The 22,812-nt window shown below is 62.0% G+C and carries 21 protein-coding genes and 1 pseudogene; 10 read left to right on the forward strand and 12 right to left on the reverse strand.

Annotation, left to right across the window (positions count from 1 at the left end):
- Positions 1–142 precede the first annotated feature (142 nt).
- Positions 143–925 carry a DeoR/GlpR family DNA-binding transcription regulator gene (locus EL217_RS06900; RefSeq protein ID WP_005278900.1) on the forward strand — a complete coding sequence of 261 codons (783 nt, stop codon included), beginning with the start codon at positions 143–145 and terminating at the stop codon, positions 923–925.
- Positions 926–994: 69 nt separating this feature from the next.
- On the opposite strand, the gene ptsP is transcribed toward EL217_RS06900, so the two are convergent.
- A complete protein-coding gene (gene ptsP, locus EL217_RS06905) occupies positions 995–2,683 on the reverse strand; it encodes a phosphoenolpyruvate--protein phosphotransferase (protein ID WP_126319217.1) in 1,689 nt (562 codons plus the stop codon).
- 209 nt (positions 2,684–2,892) lie between these two features.
- Between ptsP and EL217_RS06910 the strand changes: the two genes are divergently transcribed.
- The 3 genes and pseudogenes from EL217_RS06910 to EL217_RS11350 all read left to right on the forward strand — a co-directional run bounded on the left by EL217_RS06910 (position 2,893) and on the right by EL217_RS11350 (position 6,297).
- Complete coding sequence (locus EL217_RS06910) at positions 2,893–3,855, forward strand: 1-phosphofructokinase family hexose kinase (protein WP_126319219.1); 963 nt, start codon at positions 2,893–2,895, stop codon at positions 3,853–3,855.
- Positions 3,856–3,873: 18 nt separating this feature from the next.
- Positions 3,874–5,913 (forward strand): annotated as a pseudogene (locus EL217_RS06915) (PTS fructose transporter subunit IIABC); the annotation flags it as partial.
- Between the two features lie 111 nt (positions 5,914–6,024).
- Positions 6,025–6,297, forward strand: coding sequence for an HPr family phosphocarrier protein (locus EL217_RS11350; protein ID WP_005278890.1), 273 nt, complete (start codon positions 6,025–6,027; stop codon positions 6,295–6,297).
- A gap of 222 nt (positions 6,298–6,519) precedes the next feature.
- Here EL217_RS11350 and EL217_RS06920 read toward each other — a convergent pair whose 3' ends face one another.
- The 3 genes from EL217_RS06920 to hflX form a co-directional block, all read right to left on the reverse strand.
- The gene (locus tag EL217_RS06920; RefSeq protein WP_023030608.1) at positions 6,520–7,551 is read right to left on the reverse strand and encodes an HNH endonuclease signature motif containing protein; all 1,032 of its coding nucleotides are present in this window, start codon (positions 7,549–7,551) and stop codon (positions 6,520–6,522) included.
- 126 nt (positions 7,552–7,677) lie between these two features.
- Positions 7,678–8,958, reverse strand: coding sequence for a uracil-xanthine permease family protein (locus EL217_RS06925; RefSeq protein WP_005283439.1), 1,281 nt, complete (start codon positions 8,956–8,958; stop codon positions 7,678–7,680).
- 32 nt (positions 8,959–8,990) lie between these two features.
- Positions 8,991–10,499, reverse strand: coding sequence for a GTPase HflX (gene hflX, locus EL217_RS06930; protein WP_126319221.1), 1,509 nt, complete (start codon positions 10,497–10,499; stop codon positions 8,991–8,993).
- A 75-nt stretch (positions 10,500–10,574) separates the two neighbouring features.
- On the opposite strand from hflX, the gene EL217_RS06935 reads away from it, so the two are divergent.
- Both EL217_RS06935 and EL217_RS06940 read left to right on the forward strand, forming a co-directional pair.
- Complete coding sequence (locus tag EL217_RS06935; protein ID WP_023028880.1) at positions 10,575–11,384, forward strand: hypothetical protein; 810 nt, start codon at positions 10,575–10,577, stop codon at positions 11,382–11,384.
- Between the two features lie 12 nt (positions 11,385–11,396).
- Positions 11,397–11,945, forward strand: a complete 549-nt coding sequence (locus tag EL217_RS06940; RefSeq protein WP_023017356.1) for a hypothetical protein — start codon at positions 11,397–11,399, stop codon at positions 11,943–11,945.
- A gap of 5 nt (positions 11,946–11,950) precedes the next feature.
- On the opposite strand, the gene dapF is transcribed toward EL217_RS06940, so the two are convergent.
- The 3 genes from dapF to EL217_RS06955 are packed head-to-tail and all read right to left on the reverse strand — an operon-like array spanning position 11,951 to position 14,308.
- Entirely contained in the window at positions 11,951–12,796 is an 846-nt protein-coding gene (dapF, locus tag EL217_RS06945) for a diaminopimelate epimerase (RefSeq protein WP_126319223.1), read from the reverse strand.
- 10 nt (positions 12,797–12,806) lie between these two features.
- Complete coding sequence (gene miaA, locus EL217_RS06950) at positions 12,807–13,706, reverse strand: tRNA (adenosine(37)-N6)-dimethylallyltransferase MiaA (RefSeq protein ID WP_126319225.1); 900 nt, start codon at positions 13,704–13,706, stop codon at positions 12,807–12,809.
- On the reverse strand, positions 13,688–14,308 hold the full coding sequence (locus EL217_RS06955; protein ID WP_126319227.1) for a hypothetical protein: 621 nt from the start codon (positions 14,306–14,308) through the stop codon (positions 13,688–13,690). Before EL217_RS06955 ends, miaA begins: the two co-directional genes overlap by 19 nt.
- A gap of 136 nt (positions 14,309–14,444) precedes the next feature.
- Here EL217_RS06955 and EL217_RS06960 point away from each other — a divergent pair, with 136 nt between their 5' ends.
- The gene (locus EL217_RS06960) at positions 14,445–15,749 is read left to right on the forward strand and encodes a DUF349 domain-containing protein (RefSeq protein ID WP_005278868.1); all 1,305 of its coding nucleotides are present in this window, start codon (positions 14,445–14,447) and stop codon (positions 15,747–15,749) included.
- Positions 15,749–16,849, forward strand: coding sequence for a GNAT family N-acetyltransferase (locus EL217_RS06965; RefSeq protein WP_126319229.1), 1,101 nt, complete (start codon positions 15,749–15,751; stop codon positions 16,847–16,849). The genes EL217_RS06960 and EL217_RS06965 overlap by 1 nt, the downstream gene beginning before the upstream one ends.
- Here the strand turns inward: EL217_RS06965 and EL217_RS06970 are convergent.
- The 5 genes from EL217_RS06970 to EL217_RS06990 form a co-directional block, all read right to left on the reverse strand.
- Entirely contained in the window at positions 16,846–17,472 is a 627-nt protein-coding gene (locus EL217_RS06970) for a hypothetical protein (protein WP_126319231.1), read from the reverse strand. The two genes, EL217_RS06965 and EL217_RS06970, sit on opposite strands and share 4 nt — an antisense overlap.
- Positions 17,473–17,494: 22 nt before the next feature.
- The gene (miaB, locus tag EL217_RS06975; RefSeq protein ID WP_232018409.1) at positions 17,495–18,964 is read right to left on the reverse strand and encodes a tRNA (N6-isopentenyl adenosine(37)-C2)-methylthiotransferase MiaB; all 1,470 of its coding nucleotides are present in this window, start codon (positions 18,962–18,964) and stop codon (positions 17,495–17,497) included.
- Positions 18,965–19,204: 240 nt separating this feature from the next.
- Positions 19,205–19,804, reverse strand: coding sequence for a recombination regulator RecX (recX, locus tag EL217_RS06980; RefSeq protein WP_126319235.1), 600 nt, complete (start codon positions 19,802–19,804; stop codon positions 19,205–19,207).
- Between the two features lie 39 nt (positions 19,805–19,843).
- On the reverse strand, positions 19,844–20,980 hold the full coding sequence (gene recA / locus EL217_RS06985; RefSeq protein WP_005283473.1) for a recombinase RecA: 1,137 nt from the start codon (positions 20,978–20,980) through the stop codon (positions 19,844–19,846).
- 180 nt (positions 20,981–21,160) lie between these two features.
- Positions 21,161–21,376 (reverse strand): DUF3046 domain-containing protein, encoded by a 216-nt coding sequence (locus EL217_RS06990; protein ID WP_023017347.1) that lies wholly within the window; start codon positions 21,374–21,376, stop codon positions 21,161–21,163.
- 130 nt (positions 21,377–21,506) lie between these two features.
- Here EL217_RS06990 and EL217_RS06995 point away from each other — a divergent pair, with 130 nt between their 5' ends.
- Together EL217_RS06995 and EL217_RS07000 are read left to right on the forward strand one after the other, a co-directional pair.
- The gene (locus EL217_RS06995; RefSeq protein ID WP_023017346.1) at positions 21,507–22,070 is read left to right on the forward strand and encodes a biotin transporter BioY; all 564 of its coding nucleotides are present in this window, start codon (positions 21,507–21,509) and stop codon (positions 22,068–22,070) included.
- The gene (locus EL217_RS07000; RefSeq protein WP_126319237.1) at positions 22,070–22,762 is read left to right on the forward strand and encodes an energy-coupling factor ABC transporter ATP-binding protein; all 693 of its coding nucleotides are present in this window, start codon (positions 22,070–22,072) and stop codon (positions 22,760–22,762) included. Before EL217_RS06995 ends, EL217_RS07000 begins: the two co-directional genes overlap by 1 nt.
- Positions 22,763–22,812 lie beyond the last annotated feature (50 nt).

Consider the following 22,812-nt stretch of genomic DNA (forward strand, 5'->3'; position numbering starts at 1 on the left):
ACCTTAATTTTTGTTTTCGTCCGATTACCGCCGAATTTTGACACAATGGAGGGAGAAATCCCACATCAGTTAGCTTTCACCGAGCGCCTGCATTCGCAGATGGAGTAACCGCCCGGCCGAAGGCGAGGAGCAAGGAGGGTCCGTGTACGCAGAGGAGCGACGCCGCCAGATCGCGTCCCAAACTGCAGTTGAGGGTCGCGTTAACGTAACCGATTTATCAGAGCGTTTCGAGGTGACTGCTGAAACCATTCGGCGCGACCTAGCCGTACTGGATCGTGAGGGCGTTGTCCACCGCGTTCACGGCGGCGCCGTGGCTTCGCAAGCCTTCCAGACCGCGGAGCTCACCCTCGATACCCGCCAGCGTTCCGCATCTGGGGCCAAGGCCGCCATCGCGCACGCCGCGCTCGACTTCCTTCCCCCTGGCGGCGGCAGCATATTCCTGGACGCCGGCACCACGATTAATACCTTTGCCGAGCTCATTAGCCAGCAATACCCGCAGGCGCAGTTCAATATCGTCTCCAATAGCCTGCCCATCGCACTGTCGCTAGCCAATAGCGGCGTTCCCGATGTCCAGCTTCTCGGCGGGACCGTACGCGCTATCACCCAGGCCGTCGTCGGCGATACCGCCCTGCGCACCATGGCGCTCATGCGCGCCGATGTCGCCTTCATCGGTACCAATGCGTTGACCCTCGATCACGGCTTGTCGACAGCCGATTCCCAAGAAGCAGCCATCAAATCCGCCTTCGTCACGAATGCCCACAAGGTCGTGGTCATGTGTGATTCCAGCAAATTGGGCAACGACTACCTGGTGAGCTTCGCCTCCATTGCAGATATCGATGTCGTCATCACCGATTCCGGCGCGCCGGAATCCTTCGTCGATGCCCTGCGCGAGCGAGAGATCGATGTCGTGCTCGCCAGCGAATAGCTCCAGCATGCGCACGACTTCGCCCTCCCTACGTTGACATCTAGGCAGGGAGGGCGAAACCTTTTGCCGTTAGTTGAACTTTTCTATCTGCTCCATCGCTGCGGCGCGGGCGGCGGATGGGCCTTCGGAGTTGAGGGCGGCATCGGCAAGCTGTTGGCACTGGTCAAAGGTCAGCTCGGCCAATTGGGCACCAACGCCGGCGACTGCGGTCGATGCAGCAGACAAGGAGTTGACGCCTAGGCCGGTCAATACGCAGGCCAATAGCGGATCGGCCGCGGCCTCGCCGCACACGCCAACCGGTACGTTGTATTCGTGCCCCGCAATGCAGGTGTGCTGGATAAGCCGCAGCACGGCCGGCTGCCAGGGGTCGGTGAGGTACGCAAGCTGCGGTGACAGGCGGTCAGCGGCCATCGTGTACTGGGTGAGGTCATTGGTGCCGATGGATACGAAGTCCAGATGCGGCATGATCTTATCTGCCATCAGCGCTGCTGCGGGCACCTCAATCATCGCGCCCGCGGTCAGGCCGCGCTCCCGGCACAGCTCCGCAAACCACTGGGCTTCCTTCGACGTCGCCACCATCGGTGCCATGACCCAGGTTTCGGCATCGTCGCCGCGGGACTCCGCGGCCTGGGCGATGGCGTCCAACTGGCGCGTCAACAGGGACTCGTTATCGCGGGCAATGCGCAGACCGCGCACACCCAGCGCAGGGTTCTCCTCAGAGGACAACGTGGCATAAGAAATCGGCTTATCGGAGCCAGCATCCAAGGTGCGCACCACGACCTTGGAATTGGGGTAGGCGTTAAAGACCTTCTTGTAGATTTTTGTCTGCTCGTCAACGGAAGACTCCTCGCTCGCGGACAGGAACGACAACTCCGTGCGGTAGAGGCCAATGCCCTCTGCCTGCGAGTCGGAAGCGATGCGGGCGGCGTTGCCATCGGCCACGTTAGCCAACAGCTGCACGCGGTGGCCATCCTTGGTTTGCGCCGGCCCAGTCCATTCGGCCACGCGGGCGGCGCGCTCGCGGTATTCCGCGACCGCCTTAGTGGATTCTTCCTCGTCCGCGCCCAGCGTCACGGTTCCAAGCGCACCGTCGACGAAGACCAGCGTGCCGCTGTCAATCTCCCGCAGCTTATTTCCCACGGCGACGATGCACGGAATATCGAGCTGGCGGGCGATGATCGCGGTGTGGCTGGTGGGCCCGCCCAGCTCGGTAACGAGCGCGCGAATATGCGCGGTATCCAGGGTGGCGGTATCGGCGGGCGCGAGGTCATCGGCAAAAAGCACCGCTTGGCCCTCCACCATGGGCAAACCAGGCTCCTGCTCGCCGCGCAGCTGGGCGATGACGCGGTCGCGCACGTCCTTCAGATCGGTGGTGCGCTCGGCCATGACGCCGCCGGCCGCCTCAAACATGGTGACGAACTTATCCGTGGCTCCCACCGTAGCGAACTCGGCATTCTTGCCGGAACGGATGTTTTTGCGCACGGCCTTGTGCCACCCGCGGTCCTTGACCATGCCGGCGGTTGCGGTCAGCACTTCCGAGGCTTGGCCCTCGGCGGCTGCGGCGCGGTTTTCCAAGCGGCTGGCGACGACATCGACTGCCTCGAGGAAGCGATCGTATTCGGCTTCGCTGCTGGCCTCTTGGTCAATACTTCCTTCAGTGGGCAGGTCCGGGCGGGGGCGCACCCATACGGCTTCTGCATAGGCAACTCCAGCGACAACGCCGGTTCCTTTAACAGTGGACTGAAGCGTATTTTCCATGGCGATACTTCCTTCGAAGATAGCGGCTTATTTATTTCCAGATCATCACAAATCCAACAGAAATGCAATGTATGCCACACGGTTTCTATTGACTTTCCAACACAATCGGGCAAGAATAAACATTTACGGCGGGCTTAAGCGCGAGTTTCAACCGGACCGACTGCGTGTGGCCCCCAATATACGCACTCTGCGAAAGGGATAAGTTCTCGATGATCCTCACGCTCACCCCAAACCCAAGCATTGACGCCACCCTGGCGCTCAATCAGCAACTGACCTCAGGCGATGTCCACCGCGCCGCCAGTGTTACCCAGGTTGCCGGTGGCAAAGGCGTCAACGTTGCCCACGCCGTGCACCTCGCCGGGAAAGAAACCCTCGCCCTCTTCCCCGCCCGCGCGGCCGATCCGTTCATCAACCTCATCCAGGAGGTCCACCTCCCCTACGCCCACGTGGACATGGACGGTGGCGTCCGCGTCAATACCACCATCACCGAGCCAGATGGCACGACCACCAAGGTCAACGGCCCTGGCCCGCTGCTTTCCGATGCCACCCAAAACCACCTCATTTCCACCCTTACTCACCACGCCCAATCCGCCGATTGGGTAGCCCTTGCCGGATCGCTGCCCAAGGGCGTTGATACTGGCTGGTATACCGAGCTCATCAAGGAGATCCGCACTGCCGCCCCGCAGGCGCGCATCGCCGTGGACACCTCTGATGCTCCGATGAAGGCCATCGCCAAGCAGCTCGCTACCGCCGCCCCGGATCTCATCAAACCCAACGGTTTCGAACTGGGGCAGCTGACCGGCCAGGACGGCCTCGCCCTCGAGCGCGCCGCTGCGGCCGGGGATTATAGCCCGGTCGTGGAGGCTGCAAGGGATGTCGTGGGTCGCGGCATCAAGGAAGTCCTTGTCACCCTCGGCGGCGCCGGTGCCGTGCTGGTAAACGCAGAAGGCGCATGGGCTGCCACCCCGCCTCCCGCCACGGTGAAATCCACGGTTGGCGCAGGTGATGCCGCATTGGCCGGATACCTCCTGGGGCGCACGCAGGGGCACGGACCAGCAGACTCCCTCGCGCTCTCGGTGGCTTATGGCACCGCTGCGGCCGCAAAGCCCGGCACCCAATTCCCCCGCCCCGAAGAACTCGATACCGCCCATACCTCCATCTCTGCTCTATAGCTAAAGGAGCCTTCCATCATGGCATCCGATCTCATCACCACAGAACTTGTCGCGCTTGACGCCGACTTTGGCAATAGCGTCGACTCCGTTATCACCAACCTTGCCACCTTGGTGCACGACACCGGACGCGCAACCGAGGTCGCAGGCCTCGCCCAGCCCGCCATCGACCGCGAGGCCAAGGCCGGCACCGGCGTGCCCGGCGGCGTGGCCATCCCCCACTGCCGTTCCGAGGCCGTCACCGAACCGACCCTAGCTTTCGCCCGCCTTACCCGCGGCGTAGATTTTTCCGGCCCAGACGGCGACGCCCAGTTGGTCTTCCTCATCGCCGCACCCGCCGGCGGTGGCAAAGCCCACTTGCAGATTCTTTCCAAGCTCGCCCGCGCCCTCGTGCGCAAGGACTTTTTAGAGGCCCTGCGCACCGCGTCGACGAAGGAAGAAATTGTCAAGGAAATCCTCGCTGTCGTCAACGCGGAAAAAACGAAGAAGAAAAAGCAGGACACCGCGGAGGCTGCAGCTGGGGCTGCGGAAGGGGCATCGGCAAGCGCAGGTGCTTCGGCACAAGCTACCCGCATCGTTGCCATCACCGCCTGCCCAACCGGCATCGCACACACCTACATGGCTGCCGATGCCCTCACCCAAACCGCCGGCGAGCGCGACGACGTCGATCTCACCGTCGAAACCCAGGGCTCGTCCAATAATGAATCGGTCTCGCAGTCCACCATCGACGCTGCCGATGCGGTCATCTTCGCCACGGACGTCGGAGTGCGCGACCGCGAGCGCTTCGCGGGCAAACCCGTCATCGAATCCGGCGTCAAGCGCGCCATCAACGAACCCGGCAAGATGCTCGATGAAGCCATCGCGGCGGCGAAGAACCCGAATGCCCGAAAGGTCTCTGGCACCGCCTCTTCCTCCTCCGCCGAAGAGGAAGGAAAATCGCTGGGTTGGGGCAAGCGCATCCAGCAGGCGATTATGACCGGTGTGTCCTACATGGTGCCGTTCGTTGCCGCCGGCGGCCTTCTCTTGGCCCTCGGATTCCTCTTCGGCGGCGCCGATATGGCCAATGGCTGGCAGGCGCTTTCCACGGATTATTCCCTGTCCAACCTGCCGGGAAATGAGATTACCGTCGACGGCGAGACCATGTCGTTCGAGAACTCCGGGTTCGGGCTCTATATAGGCGCAGTGCTCTTTGCCATCGGCCAGGCTGCAATGGGCTTTATTGTTGCCGCGTTATCTGGATACATCGCCTACGCCCTGGCCGGGCGCCCTGGTATTGCGCCGGGCTTTGTCGGCGGTGCTATCGCCGTGACCCTCGACGCGGGCTTTATCGGTGGCTTGGTCACCGGTTTGTTGGCAGGCTTTATCGCACTGTGGATTGGCAATTGGAAGGTCCCACGCTGGCTCGGTTCCCTTATGCCGGTGGTCATCATTCCGCTTTTGACTTCCCTCGTCGTTGGCCTGTCGATGTACCTGCTCTTGGGCGCCCCACTGGCCGCGCTGATGGAGGGCCTGCAAGATTGGCTGTCTTCCATGTCTGGCTCTTCTGCCGTAGTGCTCGGCATCATCTTGGGCCTGATGATGTGCGTCGACCTGGGCGGCCCGGTCAACAAGGCCGCATACCTCTTTGCCACCGCCGGGTTGTCCACCGGCGACGCAGCCTCCATGCAAATCATGGCCGCTGTTATGGCCGCCGGCATGGTTCCGCCCATCGCGCTGTCCTTGGCAACCTTCATCCGCAAGTCGCTATTTACCCCTGCCGAGCAGGAAAACGGTAAGTCCGCTTGGTTACTCGGCTTGTCCTTCGTCTCCGAAGGCGCCATCCCCTTCGCCGCAGCCGATCCGTTCCGCGTCATCCCTTCCATGATGGCCGGTGGCGCCGTGACGGGTGCTATCTCCATGGCGCTGTCGGTCGAGTCGCGCGCCCCGCACGGTGGTATCTTCGTTGCCTTTGCTATCGACCCGTTCTGGGCCTACCTGGTAGCCATCCTTGCCGGCGTGGCGGTATCTACCGTCGCGGTCTTGGCCATGAAGCAATTCTGGCCTAATAAGACCGTCCAGGAGCTGCCCAAAAGGCCGCTCCAGGGTCCAAAACCGCTTCCCAGAACGTGGCGGCATAAATCAAACGCTCGTACACTGGATCACGATAAATTAACTACAGAAAGGATAATTTCCATGGCTTCCAAGACTGTAAAGGTTGGCTCCTCTGTAGGACTGCACGCACGTCCTGCCTCCATCATCGCTGACGCCGCTGGCGAATACGACGAGGACATCTTCCTGAGCCTCGTTGGTGAAGAAGATGACGATAACGAAACCGACGCCGCTTCTTCCCTGATGATCATGGCCCTCGGTGCCGAGCAGGGCGACGAGGTCACAGTTACCTCTGATAACGAAGAAGCCGTTGAGAAGATCGCCGGCCTCATCGAGCAGGATCTCGACGCTTCCTAAGCGCTGCTGCTCATAACTAGCGTTTAAACACGACTAGTAGGCTCCTCGCCTTGTTGGCGGGGAGCTTTTGCGATCCATAGGCCGTTTCCCAGTGCCCATTGCGCCAGCTATTCAGCTCGCTCGTGCGGCGCATTAGCGCAGTCGCTAGGGTTTTTGACCCTGAACCTGTGGATCGGTGCGGGCGCGCGAATCCTTTTGCGCTAATTCTCTTGGCCCGGATTCTTAGGATGGCGGCCGGTCGTTTTCGTTCGGGCTGCCGGGGTTCGTGGCCCACGGCGGAAGCCAGCGGACCTTTCCTTGTATTCGGGCCAATCGCCCGCGCCGCGGCGGGGCCTGCGGGTCATCATCGTTGACGCCGTTATGGTACGGGCAGCAGGTCGCGAGGTTAGCGGCATTGGTATTGCCACCGTGCTGCCAGCTGTCTAGGTGGTGGATCTGGCACTCATCGGCAGGATAATTGCACTTTTCCCAGGGGCATACAGGATTGACGGCGGCCGCCATCAAGCGCTGCTTCGCATTGGCAAACCGGGACGTGCGGTATAAGTTGACCGGCCCCTCAACGGGATGCACAAGCGTGATGTATCCGTGATCGCTTAAGACGCGACTCGCGAGGTCAGCGCCGCTGATGCGCGAGCCATTGGTGAGCTGCAGGGTTATTTCCTCACCATCGCCATCGACGATGCGGTCGAGCTCGTCCAAGGTGATAACCACCTGCGTAGTCGCAGTGGTGCGCGCTCCGGACTTCCCGCCGAAGAAGATGGATTTAACGGACTCCAGTGGGCGCTCGTTATCAAGAGCAGAGTGCATATCGGCGACGTCGGCGGATTCCCCGGTGATGGTCAACGACCACGGTCCGCGCGGCCGGCGGGTGATCCGCACGCCTTTCTTGGGAGTGCGGGGCGGTTGCAGCTCCCGCAAGAGGGCGCGCGCCCGCTTGCGCAATGCCGTGGCGCTTCCGCGGAACTCGCATAACTCGGAGCGTACGACCCAGGCATCGCGCTGGGTGCGAGCGCGCAGCGCGAACTTTTCGATGAGGCTGAGCACGTCGAGCGGGTGCGTCGTCGAGCGCGCCGTGCGTTGCTTGGCGCTAAAGGCACAGCGGCCAAAATAGACATCGCAAAGATGCACCACCTCGCGCGCGGCGACGTCGCTGGCGCCACGCTGCACCAAGTCGCGCTCGCTTAAGCCCTGAGCGGCGGCGATGATGTCCATCCCTTGGCCCAGCGCAGTTAAATAACGGTCGAGTGCGTTCATGCCGCCTAGTACAGCGCACAACCCGGTGCAACGGCGACCGCACGCACGAAGGCCTGTGGATTACGCGGCGAACCTTGCCACCAAGGCGCTATTTCGCGGCAGGGTCAACAAAGTTATCCACAGAATTTAGTACTTGGCGTCGTGGCCTTCGCCCACGCTTTCGTACAGGCGCCGCATGATGGGATATGCAACGATGATGCCGACAGAGCCCCAGGCGATGCCCTCCAGGCTCACCCCACCCACGGTCAGGGTCAGGTTGCCGATGCCCGCGATCAAAGCCACCGCAGCCGCCGTCAGGTTCACCGGGTTATTGAAGTTGACCTCATTATCCATCCAGATGCGCACGCCCAGCATGCCGATAAGACCATAGAGCACGAGGGTGGCCCCGCCGAGCACGCCGGTGGGGATGGTGAAAATCAGCGCGCCGAACTTCGGGACGAAGGCCAATAGGATGGCGGTTAGGGCCGCAACCCAATACGCGGCGGTGGAATAGACGCGCGTGGCGGCCATAACGCCGATATTCTCAGCGTAGGTCGTGGTACCGGAGCCGCCGAAGCCACCGGCGAGGGAGGAGGCGAGGCCATCGGCAATCAGGGCATCGCCGGCGAGGTCGTCCAAGTCGCGGTTGGTCATCTCGGAGACGGCTTTGACGTGGCCGACGTTTTCCGCAATCAGCACCACGAGCACCGGCAAGGCCACGGCGATCGCGGAAAGATGGAACTCTGGGGCGTGGAATTCGGGCAGGCCTACCCACGGTGCGGCATCGATGGCAGCCTTGGCATCCTCGCCCAAATTACCGGTCAGGGCAGCGAAAACCCAGCCGACGACCACGCCGATGAGGATGGACAGGCGCGAAACCATGCCGCGCCCGGCGACGGTGGCTAGGAGAATAACCAGCAGCGTGATGCCTGCGACCAAGGGCTGGCTGGCGAAGTTCTCGGCCGCATTCGGCGCCAAATTAAGCCCGATGAGCGCGACGATGGCGCCGGTAACCGCCGGCGGCATCACCGCATCGAGCACCCGCCTGCCGGCAGCCTTGACCACGAATCCGACCGCCACCAGCACCAAACCGGTCACCAGAATGGATCCGGCCTGCGCCGCAATCCCGTATTGCTGCGAGGCGGTCAGCGGGGCGATGAAGGCGAACGACGACCCCAGGTAGGACGGCAGGCGATTGCGCGTAATCAGCAGGAAGAGGATGGTGCCGATGCCGGAAAATAGCAGCGTGGTATTGACCGGAAAGCCGGTCAGGGTGGGCACCAGCAGCGTAGCACCGAACATCGCCACCACGTGCTGCATGCCGATGCCAATGGTTCGGCCCCAACTTAGTCGTTCCTCGGGCGCGACCACGGCGCCTGGTGCAATCTTCTTACCGTCGCCGTGGACGGTCCAACCTAGTATGCTCACGAACCACCATTATGGCCCATGGAGCACGAATTTTAGGAATCTTCCTCCACGATGAATTCGGCGAGCTCGCGGGCGGTGGTGGCGGGCAGGCGGACATCGACAAGCGTGCCGTCCTCGGTGTATTCCTCGCTGCGCACCGTGCCCTCGGCGTGCACGCGCGAGACGACATCGCCGCGGGTGAAGGGAACCTGCAGATTAACGTGGCTATCGCGGGAGTTGAGGAAGAGCTCCACGCGCGCGCTCAGCTCGTCGATGCCCTCCCCCGTGCGCGCCGAAACATAGACGACGTCCTCATGATCCAGGACGTGGCGCAGCTCCGCGAGCACAAGCGGATCGGCCTGGTCGATCTTATTGATCACGATGATTTCCGGCGGGGCCTGCTCACCAGTCTCGCTGACGATATCGTAGATGACCTTATTGACCGCCTCGATTTGCTTGAGCGGGAACGGGTCCGATCCGTCCACGACATGCAGCATGATATCGGCGGCGAGCACCTCTTCCAGGGTGGACTTGAAGGCCTCCACCAGCTGGGTAGGCAGGTGGCGAACGAAGCCGACGGTATCGGTGAAGACGACCTGGCGGCCATCGGCAAGCGAGGCGCGGCGCGTGGTGGGATCCAAGGTGGCAAAAAGTGCGTCTTCCACAAGCACGCCCGCGTTCGTCATGGCATTAATGAGCGAAGATTTGCCGGCGTTGGTGTAGCCGGCGATGGCGATCTGGGCGATCGTGGAGGACTGGCGCCTGGAGCGCTTGACCTCGCGGGCGGTTTTCATCCCGCGCAGTTCCTTGCGCAGGCGCGCCATTTCGGTGCGGATGCGCCGGCGGTCGGTCTCGATCTTGGTTTCACCGGGACCGCGCAGGCCGACGCCGCCATTGGAACCGGCGCGGCCGCCGGCCTGGCGCGAAAGGTTGCCGCCCCAACCGCGGGTGTGGGTATAGAGGTATTCCAGCTGCGCCAGCGAGACCTGCGCCTTGCCCTCCTTGGACTTTGCGTGTTGGGCAAAGATGTCCAAGATGAGCATGGTGCGGTCGATGACCTTGGTATTGAGCGCGCGCTCTAATGCTGTGAGCTGGCCGGGGTTCAGCTCACCATCGCACACGACGGTATCGGCCCCGGTGGCCTCGACGATATCGTGGAGCTCTTTTACCTTGCCCGAGCCGATGAAAGTACCAGAATCCGGTTTATCGCGCTTTTGGTAAATCATTTCGACTACGTCGGCACCGGCGGTCTCGGTCAGGGCGGCCAGCTCATCCATCGTGGCCTCAACCTCCGCTACGGTGCCTTCGGTCCACACGCCCACGAGGATGACGCGCTCGAGGCGCAGTTTTCGGTATTCCACCTCGTAGCCATCGGTGGTGTCCTCGGCGCGGATGGAGGTCTCGCGGGTAACGCGGCGGAAGGCGTTGCGCTCGGCCAAATCTAGATCGCCGCTGGTGGGCGTGGTTTCCTGCGGGGTGTCCGCGTGGTCGCGGAAGGCCTGGGCGAGAAGTTCGTCCTTGCTCGCCGAGCTATCAGAATTCTGCGGGGAAAATTTGTTCATATTGCTATCTATTTTGGCACGTTAGGCCGCAAAACGGGAATTGCGGTTTCCGGGCTTACTGGACAAAGCGATACAATGGTGGCTATGGAAACGACGCAGCCTAGGCCAACGACTACTACCCAGAAGAAGAATACCGAAATGCAGGCGATCGGCCTGGATTTCGAACGCTGGCAGGACGCGGTCGAGGCAGCCATCGCCACGGACCGCCTTGCCGTTACCGGCGAGGTCCGCGGTGGCCAGCTCATTCAATACGGCGACCCCTCGGGCGCCCAGCTTAATATCTTGGCGGTAGAGCCCTACGCCACCTTTATCGGCTTCGATGCGGTCACGCAGGGTTTTGCCCACGTGGAGATGTTCAATGACGTTCTAGCGATCATGGACATCATCGATCCCTTCGGCACACCGCTGGCCCAGGTCACGGCGAACCTCGCGCAGGGGCCACTGTTGGCAGAAGAACCGCGGCAGGAATGGCAGCAGGTATCGCTGACCGCCATGGGCCTTGATATCACTACCTACGAGTCCCCGGCTGCCTACGAGGCCGAACACGGCGAATACCCCGCCCTCTTTGAATCCGAGGGCGCCCGCGTCATCGCCTCTGGCTCCGGCGCACAGGCCCCCACGCCGGCGGCTACCTTTGCCGCCCGGGTGATGGAAGCCGAGTGGCGCACCAATGAACTCACCGGCGAGAAATTCGCGCACCTCGTCATGGACGGGCTTTTCCCCTTCGATCTCTGCCTGCCGGCGGACAGTGGCGAATTGCCGGCCAAGGATTCCGTGATCTCCGGTACGGCCCTGCTCACCGCCGCTATTGACATGCCGTCCGGCGGCTGCGGCGATGGCGGATGCGGTTGTGGATCCGGCGGTTGCGGCTGCGGCGGGCACTAGATTTTTTAGGCCATGCCTTTCCTTAGCGATCCACAAAACCGGAGGACACTTGTCTTTATCCTCCTGGTCCTTTGCGCGATCGCGATCGTTGTAACGCTAAAACTGCCCGGACTCATCATCGCCGCCATGCTGGTGGGCGCGGGCTGGTTCATGCTGCGCACGCGCCCCGATACCGCGGAAAGAAAGGCCCTGCGCAGCTCCATTTCGCTTTCGGCGGACGATATCCAGGACGTCATCGCCGAATTCGAAGAATTCGAAACCTCCACGGAGGCCGAGTCGCTGGCGGATCGAACGCTGTACCGGCCAGCACTGCTGGACCTCGACTGTTCCCACCCCGCCATCGATGCGTTCCACTACGAATTGGCTGGGGCGCGCCGCTTCCTCCGCCGCCTCAACATCCGTATCCACGCCCACGGCATGCGCACGCAGGACTTGGAAGCCCTCCTCCGCGTCACCGATGAGCGCGCCCGCGAGCTGAAAGAATCGTGGCTGGCGGCCCGCCGCGCGGCCTTCCGGCTCGGCCCGGATTACCGCACGCGGCAAATCGACGACGAAAACTAAGGCCCTTACAGGCTCGTTTCACCCGTCGCGACGATGGCGGACGGGCCCGTCAAGCGCGTGCCGCCGTCATAGACCTCGACGGTGACCTCGCCGCCGGGAACGTGGACGTGGACGGTGCCGAGGGCTTGGGCGGCATCGGCAAGCGCGGCGGTAGCTGCCGCGACCGTGCCCGTACCGCACGACTGCGTCTCCCCAACCCCGCGCTCGAAGACGCGCATATGCACGTGCCCCTCCCGCAGCGGGGTCACCAGCTCAAAATTCACCCCGCCGGGAAAGAAGGACTCGTCGTAGACAGGCGCCGTGAGGTCCTTGGCGGCCAATGCTTCCGGTTCCAGGCCTGGGATGACGGCCGCGAGGTGCGGGTTACCCATATCCACCCCGAGGCCGGCGTAGGACTCACCGCCCACGGACGCGGTAGATACTCCGGTCACGCGCGCGGGGCCCATCTCCACGGTGACGCTCGCGGCGGTAGCGTTACAGGAATGCACCGTCACCTGCTTGGCACCCGCCCGAGTGCCGATGGTGAATGCGTCCTTGCCCACCAAGTCGTGCGAGCGCAGCCAGTGGGCAAAGACGCGGGTGCCATTGCCGCACATTTCCGCCACGGACCCATCGGCGTTGCGGTAATCCATAAACCAGTCGGCGGAATCCACCCCGTCCGGAAGTGCCGCCAACTCGCCCGCGTCCACGAGGGCGCCGGCGCGCACAACGCGCAATAGGCCATCGCCGCCGATGCCCGCCCGGCGGTCACACAGCGCCGCCACGCGCTCTGGTGAGAGCGGCGCCTCGGCGTCGAAGTCTTCTACGATGACGAAGTCATTTTCGGTTCCATGGCCTTTGGCAAATTTCATAGCCTCTACCCTAGCGCCCAAGCACGTACAAAGCTCGGGCGGTGGTATCGCCTGCGGCATCGAGCCAGGTAATGCGCTTATCGCGGTTAAACCAGGAACGCTGGCGGCGCACGTACCGGCGGGTGCCAGTAATCGTGCGCTCCACGGCGTCCTCCCAGGTCAGTTCGCCGCGCTGGGCTTGTAGAACCTGCACATAGCCAATCGCGCGGCCCGCGGTGGAATCGGCCACAAGCCCCTTATCCTGCAGGCGCTCGACTTCCTCGACAAGACCTTGCTCAAACATGAGGTGCGTGCGCTTTTCGATGCGCGGGTTCAACCACTCGCTATCCGTGCGCAGCCCCAGCAACCTGGTCCCCCACCGGGGCGGGCCGTTCTTCGGCGGCTGGCTGGCTTTAAAGGGCTTGCCGGTCAGCTCGATGACCTCGAGCGCCCTGACGGTGCGGCGGGGGTCTTTATCCTCGATGATGGCGGCGGCTGCCGGATCGACGCGCGCGAGCTCCGCGTGGAGTGCGTCGGTTCCGATATCGGCGCGGCGGGCCTCGTATTTGGCCCGCACCTGCGGATCGGTGGGCGGGAATTGCCAGTCATCCACCAACGCCTGGGCATAGAGCATGGATCCGCCGACGAGGATCGGAGTCTTGCCGCGGGACATGATGTCCTCGATATCGCGCAAGGCCGCCTGCTGATAGCGCGCCACGGAAGCAGTCTCCGTCACGTCCCAGACATCGAGCTGGTGGTGCGGAATGCCCTCGCGCTCTGCGGGGGAAAGCTTCGCGGTCCCGATATCCATGCCGCGGTATAGCTGCATGGAATCGACATTGACCACTTCCCCATCTAGTTCATGGGCAAGGGCCAGCCCGAGCGCGGATTTGCCGGATGCGGTGGGGCCAACTACTGCGATGGGGCGCATGTTACCTCCCAACCTGCCACGTAGCGGCCTACCCCGAGGGTGGCGTCCGTCGCCCGGACCTGCGCGCGCTTGGGCGTGCAGCCGGCAAGCTCCAGCCAGAGCGCCGGCTCTTCCACGCCGCGTTGCTTCAGCCACTCAGCCTCGCTGCTTGCCGATGCCCCCATCAACACCTCCTCGCACCACCGATGCGCCTCCTGCGCGCCGGGGATAAGCGCCAGCGGTGCCCTCTCAGTAAGGCCCGCGCTGCCGTCCGCAACCACGATGCTAAGTACCTTTGGGTCTGGCGTGCCTAGGCGGTCGCGGCTATCGCGCACCGTTATCTGTGGGACCGTAGACAGGACGTAGTGGGCCATGATTTCTGGCAGGTAGTCTCCCGCGCCCACGTGTACCTGGTGGGCTCCCCAGGCGCGCAGACTTCCCGTGTGGCGGGTATGCCACCGGGAGGAGCGGGATCCGATAATTTCTGCCTCCTCCATGCCGGCGGCAGCGGCTTCAACCGCCAGCGTGCGCGCCGCTGCCAGCAGCGCCCGCGAGGCGGCATCGTTGGGAGCTAGCTCGACTGTCAGCGCCGGCGAGGCGGGCATAACCATGAGATTGAACATTATTCCTCCATACTATCTACCCAAGAGGAGGTAATTAAATAGATTCTAGGCACACAGCGATTTTTCACGGTAATGTAACCAGTGATTTCATCCGGCAGCCGTGACGCGCGGCGATATATGTCTAGGAGGGCTTTCCATGTCTCCCACCCCTACCCCAGGTTCCATGCCCAAGAAGGGCCCCCGCCCCACAGCCAAGCCCGTGCCCGTGCAATCTCCGAGCAAGAACGATCCGGCCAAGTGGGGGCGCGTCGATGCCGATGGGTCCGTCTTCGTGTCCGCCCCCGAGGGCGAGCGCAAGATTGGGGAATGGCAGGCAGGCTCTGCGCAAGAGGGCCTCGAGCACTTCGGCGCCCGGTATGATGACCTAGCCACCGAGATCGAGCTCCTAGAGGCTCGCCTGCGCGCCAACCCCAGCGAGGCCGCAGGAATCAAGCAGACCGCCGCCGAACTCCGCGAGACCCTGCCTACCGCTGCGGTCATTGGCGATATCGCGGCGCTGGATCGCCGCCTCGCGGCGGTTATTGATCACTCCGTTGTGGCCGGGGAACAGGCGCAGGCGGAGCGGGAAAAGCGCCGGCAGGATGCGATTGCGGCGAAGGAAAAGCTCGCCGCCGAGGCTGAAGAGATTGCCGAGAATTCCACCGAGTGGAAGGCCGCCGGCGACCGCATCCGCGCCATTTTGGAAGAGTGGAAGCAGATTAAGGGCATCGATAAGAAGACCGATGACGGCCTGTGGAAGCGCTATTCGCGCGCCCGCGATTCCTTTAATCGGCGCCGCGGTTCGCACTTTGCGGATCTCGATCGCGCCCGCGCGGCCGCGCGAAAGAAGAAAGAAGAACTCGTCGAGCGCGCCGAGGCCATCCAGGACTCCACCGATTGGGGCCCTACCGCCCGCGCCTACCGCGATCTGATGGCGGAGTGGAAGGCGGCCGGCCGCGCCCCGCGCGAGGTCGATGACCAGCTGTGGGCGAAGTTCCGCGCGGCGCAGGACCGCTTCTTTGATGCCCGCAATGCGGTCAACGACGAGCGAGACCGCGAGTTCGCCGAAAACGCCAAGGCAAAGGACGCGCTGCTTGCGGAATACGATAGCCTGATTGACCCATCGCAAAGCATGGACAAGGCCAAGGCTAAGCTGCGCGAACTGCAGGAAAAGTGGGAGGAAATCGGCTTCGTGCCCCGCAACCAGGTGCGCGAGTACGAATCCAAAATTGAGCAGCTAGAAAAGCGCGTCACCCAAGCGGAAGAATCCGAATGGCGGCGCACCGACCCTGAAGCGCAGGCTCGCGTGGCCCAATTCCAGGCCAAGGTGGAAGACTTCAAGGCCCAGTCCGCGGCTGCGGAGGCTAAGGGCAAGGAGAAGAAGGCCGCGGAGCTGCGCGCGCAGGCGGAGCAATGGCAGGAATTTGCCGATGCCGCTGCCAATGCCGTCAACGATAAATAGTGCACCTCGTTCAGATTGCGCGCCCGACCCAGGTAGCCGAGGCTGAACCGGCGGATTGTATCCGTTCCTTTGTTTTCTGGGCAAACCTGGCGGCGCAGGAAGCAAGCGGGGATGCGGCGGCCTCGACCTCGCCTAGCCGCGTGGTGCACCGCCTGCAGGGTTCGGGCGAATCGCAGACTTACCTTTTCGCGGTGGTCGATGGCCCGGCGACGCTCGGGCCCGTCTCCGAGCTCGGTCTGCCCCAAATTCCCGCTACCGCACCGAGCCCCGAGCTGGACTACGTGGGATTTATCCACATCAGCCTGCCACTTTTAGAAGAGCGCAATGCCGCGGAAATCGAGTGCGTCCTGTGCGACCTCCCGCTGCCCGGTGACCCCCTTGATGCCGAGGGGCACAAGGTGGCTACCTGGATGGGAGATACCGCCTTAAAAATCACCCAACAGCTCGGACGCAGCGTCGCGCACGTAGGCCTGCTGCACCCGCCGGAGACTTCGCCGGAGTACGACGCGATGGCGGCGGTCTACCAATCCCTGGGCTTTACGCGGCGCCATAGCGAGCGGCAATTGGCCATCGATATTCCAGAGCACCCGGCTGCCGCCCTCTTTCCGCCCGGGCTTTCGGCCGCGGTTTGGCAGGACTATGCCATTCCGGAGGCACATATCGACGATGTCATGCGCCTTTTAACGGTCGCCTCGGCGGATGCCGATACCGGCACCTTATCCACCGAGCCCATCGTGTGGTCCCGGCAGCGGTTGGAAGAAGCGCACCAACGCCTGCGCTCGCGGCGCGGGCATACGCTGCTCGTGGCGCTCATCGATAATGCTGGGGACATCGTGGCGCTTACCGAGCTGGCGCGGCACGAGGCCGCGGATCCGGAGGTCTGCGAATGGACCCTCACCGTCACCGACCGCGACCACCGCCGGCAAGGCTTAGCACAATTAGCAAAACTCACCGCCCTGCACGAGGTCAACCGAGCGTGGCCGCAGGTGCGCCGCTGCTATTGTTCCGTCGCCGCCGGTGACGCAGCTATGAACGCGCTATACGCACGGCTCGGGGCGCGGGAAATCTCCCAATCTTCAGCCTGGGAGCTGCACCTTTAGCCCTCCTGCTGGTGGCGGTGGCGCTCGGCGGCCTTTTTCCGGCGGTCATCGACAAGCAATTCCTGCGGCTGCGGGGACGCAATATCGGACTGGAATTTGCCTACCTCATCCAGCTGGCCCGCCGAGGCGCGAACCTTTTCTTCTGCCGCGCGTTGTTCCGGGCTGCGGCGCAGGGCGACGAGACTAAAGCCCAAGAAGGCCAGGAAGGTCGCCAGCATGCCCACCCACATGCCAATGGCCGGGCCGTCCGCGGTGGAGCCGCGGTACCAAAAGCCCCACAGGTTAACGAAGAAAGAAACCGTCACCATCATCCACGCAATCAGACCGAGCGTGGCGCGGCGGGTCAGCAGGGTTGCCGTCGTCAGCACGCCCACGCCAAGTAGCGCGAGCCACGCGGAGACGGTCTCCATCAGCGAGATCTTCACCCCATCCTCGGTGGTGCCAAAGCTTAAGGCCTGCCACCCGTGGGCGGAGCCGGCATAAGGAACGATGAGGTAGACAATATAGGCCGCCACAGCGATCCACAGCGTCACTTTCTGCCCACGCAGATCCATGGTTTGTGCTGCTCGGCGCTCCGCCTGTGCCGCCTCCTGGGCGGCGGTGGTGGTATTTCGCTCTCTCATGGCACCCTAGCCTACTCCCCGGTTAGCAGCCGCAAGAATCCGCTGCGGCAGCGCCAGCAGGCTTGCCGATGCCCGGCAGCCCCAAGCCCACCCCGATGGGAGCGGTAGTGGGGGTTTGGCCCGAAGCCGACATGTCGCCGGCCTTGGTGCGGGTGTGGGTGGCTACTGCGGCATCGGCAAGCAAGAAGAACGAGCCTGCACCCGTGACCTTGGTGCGCACGACGTCGCCGGGGCGAATCTCGGCCGAGATATCCGCGCCGTTGGCATCAATGGGGCTAAAGTGCACGAGGCGCCCATCCCGAGCTCGACCCGACATGCGGTGGGTCTCATCGTTCTTGCGTCCGCCCTCAGCCTGGACCAAGAGCTCCACCTCAGTGCCCACGAACTTCTGGTTCTCTTCTGCCTGGATGCTATCTTGCAGCGCAACGAGCCGCTCGAAGCGGTCCTGGACGACTTCCTTGGGGACCTGGTTGTCCATCTCCGCCGCAGGGGTGCCCGGGCGCGGGGAATACTGGAAGGTAAATGCCGAGGCAAAGCGGGCGCGGCGGACCAAGTCCATGGTGTCCTGGAAATCCTCTTCGGTCTCGCCCGGGAAACCGACGATAATATCGGTGGTAATCGCAGCATTCGGAATCTTCTCGCGGACCTCATCGAGGATGCGCAGGAACTTCTTCGTGCGGTAGGAACGGCGCATGTCCTTCAAGACCTTATCCGAGCCGGACTGCAGCGGCATGTGCAACTGCGGGCACACCGCCGGGGTTTCCGCCATGGCGTCGATGACATCCGAGGTAAATTCCGCCGGGTGCGGGGAGGTAAACCGCAGGCGCTCGAGGCCGTCGATCTTGCCCACTTCGCGCAGCAGCTTCGAGAAAGCAAAGCGATCGCGCGGCATTTCTGGATCGGCGAAATTCACGCCATAGGCGTTGACGTTTTGGCCCAAGAGGGTGACCTCAGAAACTCCCTGATCCACCAGCGCCTGTACCTCGGCCAGAATATCGCCCGGCCGGCGGTCCTCTTCCTTACCGCGCAGGGAGGGAACGATGCAGAAGGTGCAGGTGTTATTGCAGCCCACGGACACCGATACCCAACCCGCGTAGGCGGATTCGCGCTTAGCGGGCAATACCGAGGGGAATGCCTCTAGCGAATCGACGATTTCTACCTGAGCTTCCTCGTTATGGCGGGCGCGCTCGAGGAGGGTGGGCAACGCTGCCATATTGTGGGTTCCGAAGACGGCATCAACCCACGGCGCATTGTCGAGGACGGTGTCCTTATCCTTTTGTGCAAGGCAACCGCCCACAGCGATTTGCATGCCGGGATGGTTCTCCTTCGTCTTCTTCAATGCGCCCAGCGTGCCGTAGAGGCGCTTGTCGGCGTTTTCGCGGACTGCGCACGTGTTAAAGACGATGAGATCCGGCTCCGTGGCCTCGTCTGCGGCCGCGTAGCCAGCTTCCTCCAGCAGGCCGGAAATGCGCTCGGAATCGTGCACATTCATCTGGCAGCCGAAGGTTCGGACTTCATAGGTACGGGTTTCAGGAATTGTCTGCTCCACGTCGGCATAGTCTAGCCATCACCCAGAACAACTCATAACCGTCGCTGCTCGGCGCCCGTGACAGCAAGTGGGCCAGAATGGGCGCATAGTGCGGCGCGTCGGGGCGCGGGCCCGCGGTGGGTGGGGCGCGTGTGCGAGTCACAAGGTTGGAGCCAACAAGGCACTAAGCCCCATCCGCCGGATTTAAGGAGAAGACAGCTCCTCGCACCGTTCCTCGAGGGCGCTAATGGCAATGTTCAAAGACATCCCCTCGTTGAATCCACGGCGCGCCAATACTCCCACGATCCTGCGCAAGGCCTTTTCCCGTTCCTTCCTATCCGCAGGAACGGATTTCACGCTGCGCGCCTTCTTTTCCGCCAAGGCGCGGGCCATCGCCTCTTCATCGGCGGAGTCAATTTGGGCAAGGGCTTCGTCTCTGTCTTCTTGGCTTATGCCCTTTTCCCGAAGCTCGCGGTCGAGGACGCTGCGCGATTTTCCTCGCCGCTTATGCCGCTGCCGCACCCATTCGGCGGCGAAGGCGGCGTCGTCAATGAGGCCCGCATGGGCCAAGTCATCGAGGACCTCATCAACCACCTCAGGGGCGAATTCGGCCTGAACCAAACGGTCATACAATTCCTGGCGGGACCGCGAACGCTGGTCAAGCAAGCCCAATGCGCGGGACCGAACCTTTGACTTTGCCTCTTCGGCCTCCCGATCAAAAAGCCCGCCCCCGGCTTCTCCTTTTTCATAGGCTTCAAGGGCCTGGCGGAGTTGCTCTAGCTTTTCAGGGGCGGGTTGATTCATAGCGCGGGTGTTAAGCGGTGGGAGTGTTGGTGGACAGGCTTAATCGTCATCGAAGTCGACGTTCGGGACCAAATCTACGGATTCATCCGTCAATGGATCATCGGAACCGGGGACATCCATGGCGGTAGCTTCTTCACCATTTGCCGCCTCTTCCCCAATGCCGAGTTTTTGGAAGATCTTCTTTTCGATCTCATTGGCAAGGTCAGGGTTATCCTTCAAGAAGGAACGAGCCTTCTCCTTACCTTGACCCAGCTGGTCGCCCTCATAGGTAAACCAGGAGCCGGACTTGCGGATGAAACCGTTTTCTACGCCGAGATCGATGATGGAGGACTCGCGAGAAATGCCCTCGCCGTACATGATGTCGAACTCGGCGATCTTGAACGGCGGGGAAACCTTATTCTTTACCACCTTGAGCTTCGTGCGGTTACCAATGGCATCCTGGCCATCCTTCAGCGTCTGGATACGGCGGATATCGCAGCGCACGGAGGAGTAGAACTTCAGCGCTTTACCACCGGTGGTGGTCTCCGGGGAACCGAACATCACGCCGATCTTTTCGCGCAGCTGGTTGATGAAGATTGCGGTGGTGCCGGAGTTGTATAGCGCACCGGTCATCTTGCGCAAGGCCTGGGACATCAGGCGGGCTTGCAGGCCGACGTGGCTATCGCCCATCTCGCCTTCGATTTCCGCCTTAGGGGTCAGAGCTGCCACGGAGTCCACGACGATAATGTCGATGGCGCCGGAGCGCACCAGCATGTCCGCGATTTCTAGGGCCTGCTCACCGGTATCTGGCTGGGACACGAGGAGGTTATCGGTGTCGACGCCTAGCAGGCGTGCATATTGGGGGTCGAGGGCGTGCTCGGCATCGATAAACGCTGCAATGCCGCCATCTTTTTGTGCCGAGGCGATGGCATGCAACGCCACCGTCGTCTTACCGGAAGACTCTGGGCCATAGATTTCCACAATTCGCCCGCGCGGGAAGCCACCGATGCCCAGCGCCACGTCGATTGCCGTGTTGCCGGAAGAAATGGCCTTGATGGGAGGGCGGTCATCATCACCCAAGCGCATAACGGCGCCCTTGCCATAATCCTTTTCGATCATGGCCATCGCTGCATCTAGCGCCTTCTGGCGGTCATCTCCCTTGGTTGCGGCGGAGGATGATTTCTTTTTCGTTGCCATTGTTATAAATCCTTATCTCGTACGACGCTGCGTGAACACTTAATTAGACTGCTGCAGAACCCTAAATGGTTCCGCCCTCAACGCAATCCCACTGTAGTCGCCCACACCGACACCCCAACTAGAGTACATACATCTGTTCGAATATCGAAAATGGACACGCCTTTTCAGGCTCTCTTGGGCCTATAAGGATGGGTAATCTACGCCGAGACGTCGTTCTTGAGGGACATCAAAGTCATTGCACAGCCCTATCCAGACACGACGGGGATCGACGCCACGTTCGATAAGCTCATCCGGCGTTCCATTGAGCTCTGATAAAACATGCGAATGGCTAATCCACGCCCCTTTTGATTCGCCAAATTCATCCACAACCAGTTGGTGGTACTCCGTCAATCGCATGCGCGCAATCCTACCCACCACCACGGAAATATTTCCAAAACTTTTACCAGGACCCCAGAATTAGCCTCCTTGAACGACGTTCAAATTGGTGTGTCTACAGCGTTTTTCTCCAAGGTGCTAATCTTTTCCCATGCAGAAGAACTCCGTGGCAACCACCATTGCCTATGTAGCGGTATTTACCGCCCTCGTTATCGTTTTAGCCTTCGTTTCTATCCCCGTAGGCACCGCCGGCGTCCCCATCGTCTTGCAAAACGCCGCGCTCATTTTGTCCGGCCTCATCTTGGGCGGAAAACGCGGCGGCTACGTTGGCTTGCTATTCCTCTTTATCGGTTTGGCATTGCCCGTATTGGCAGGCGGCGGCACCACGCTCCGCGCGCTTGCCGGCCCCACCGTGGGATACATCATCGGTTATGTGCTCTCCCCCATCGCAGCCGGCGCCATTGCCTACCGCGCCCCGCGCGGAAAGGGCGGCATGACCGTGGTTTTCGCTATCGCCGCCATCGTAGGCCTTCTCGTGCAATACACCTGTGGCGCGATCGGCTTGATGCTTCGCTCCGGGTTGGAGGTCGGCCCGGCCATCGCGGCGCAAGGCCCGTTCGTCCTCGTTGACACCGCAAAGCTCATCGTAGCGGTTATCATCGCCGTTGGCGTTCACTCCGCATTCCCCGACCTGATGGGTAGAAAGGCCTCCTAGTGCCCACCATCGACTTTTCCTCGGTCACGGTAGCTTTTGATGAGACGGTGGTTCTCGATGACATCAACCTCACTTTAAGCGAGCAGCGGATCGGCGTCATCGGTCAAAATGGCGGCGGAAAGTCCACTTTGACTCGGCTTATCAATGGCCTGGGTGAGCCCACCGCGGGCGCCGTCACCGTCGACGGCATCAATCCCAGCGAGCAGGGCAAAAAGGTGCGCGAAAAGGTGGGGTTCGTCTTTTCCGACGCCGAAAATCAGATCGTCATGCCTAATGTGCGCGATGACATCGCTTTTTCCCTGCGCCGCTTCAAGCTGCCTAAGGACGAGCGCAATGCCCGCGTAGACGCTGCCTTGGAACGATTCGGGCTTTTAGATTTCGCCGAGCGCTCCCCGCACACTCTTTCTGGTGGACAAAAGCAATTGCTCGCCTTAGCCGCAGTGCTGGTCATCGACCCGGTGCTCATCATCGCCGATGAGCCAACGACGCTGCTGGACCTTCGCAATCGCGACCGCATTAAGCGCGAGTTCGCGCAGCTTGACCAGCAGCTCATCGTGGTTACTCACGATCTGGAATTCCTCATGGATTTCGACCGTGTCATTTGCATCGATGACCATAAGGTTGCCGCCGATGGTGCTCCCCAGGAGGTCATCGATTTTTACAGAGATCTCATGGCGCAGCGGCCACTCTAGAAAGCCACCTCCAATGACCCGACGCAGAACCAATATTCCGCTTTCCGTGT

Origin of the sequence: Corynebacterium segmentosum, assembly GCF_900637825.1 — a bacterium.
Classification (GTDB): Bacteria; Actinomycetota; Actinomycetes; order Mycobacteriales; family Mycobacteriaceae; genus Corynebacterium; species Corynebacterium accolens.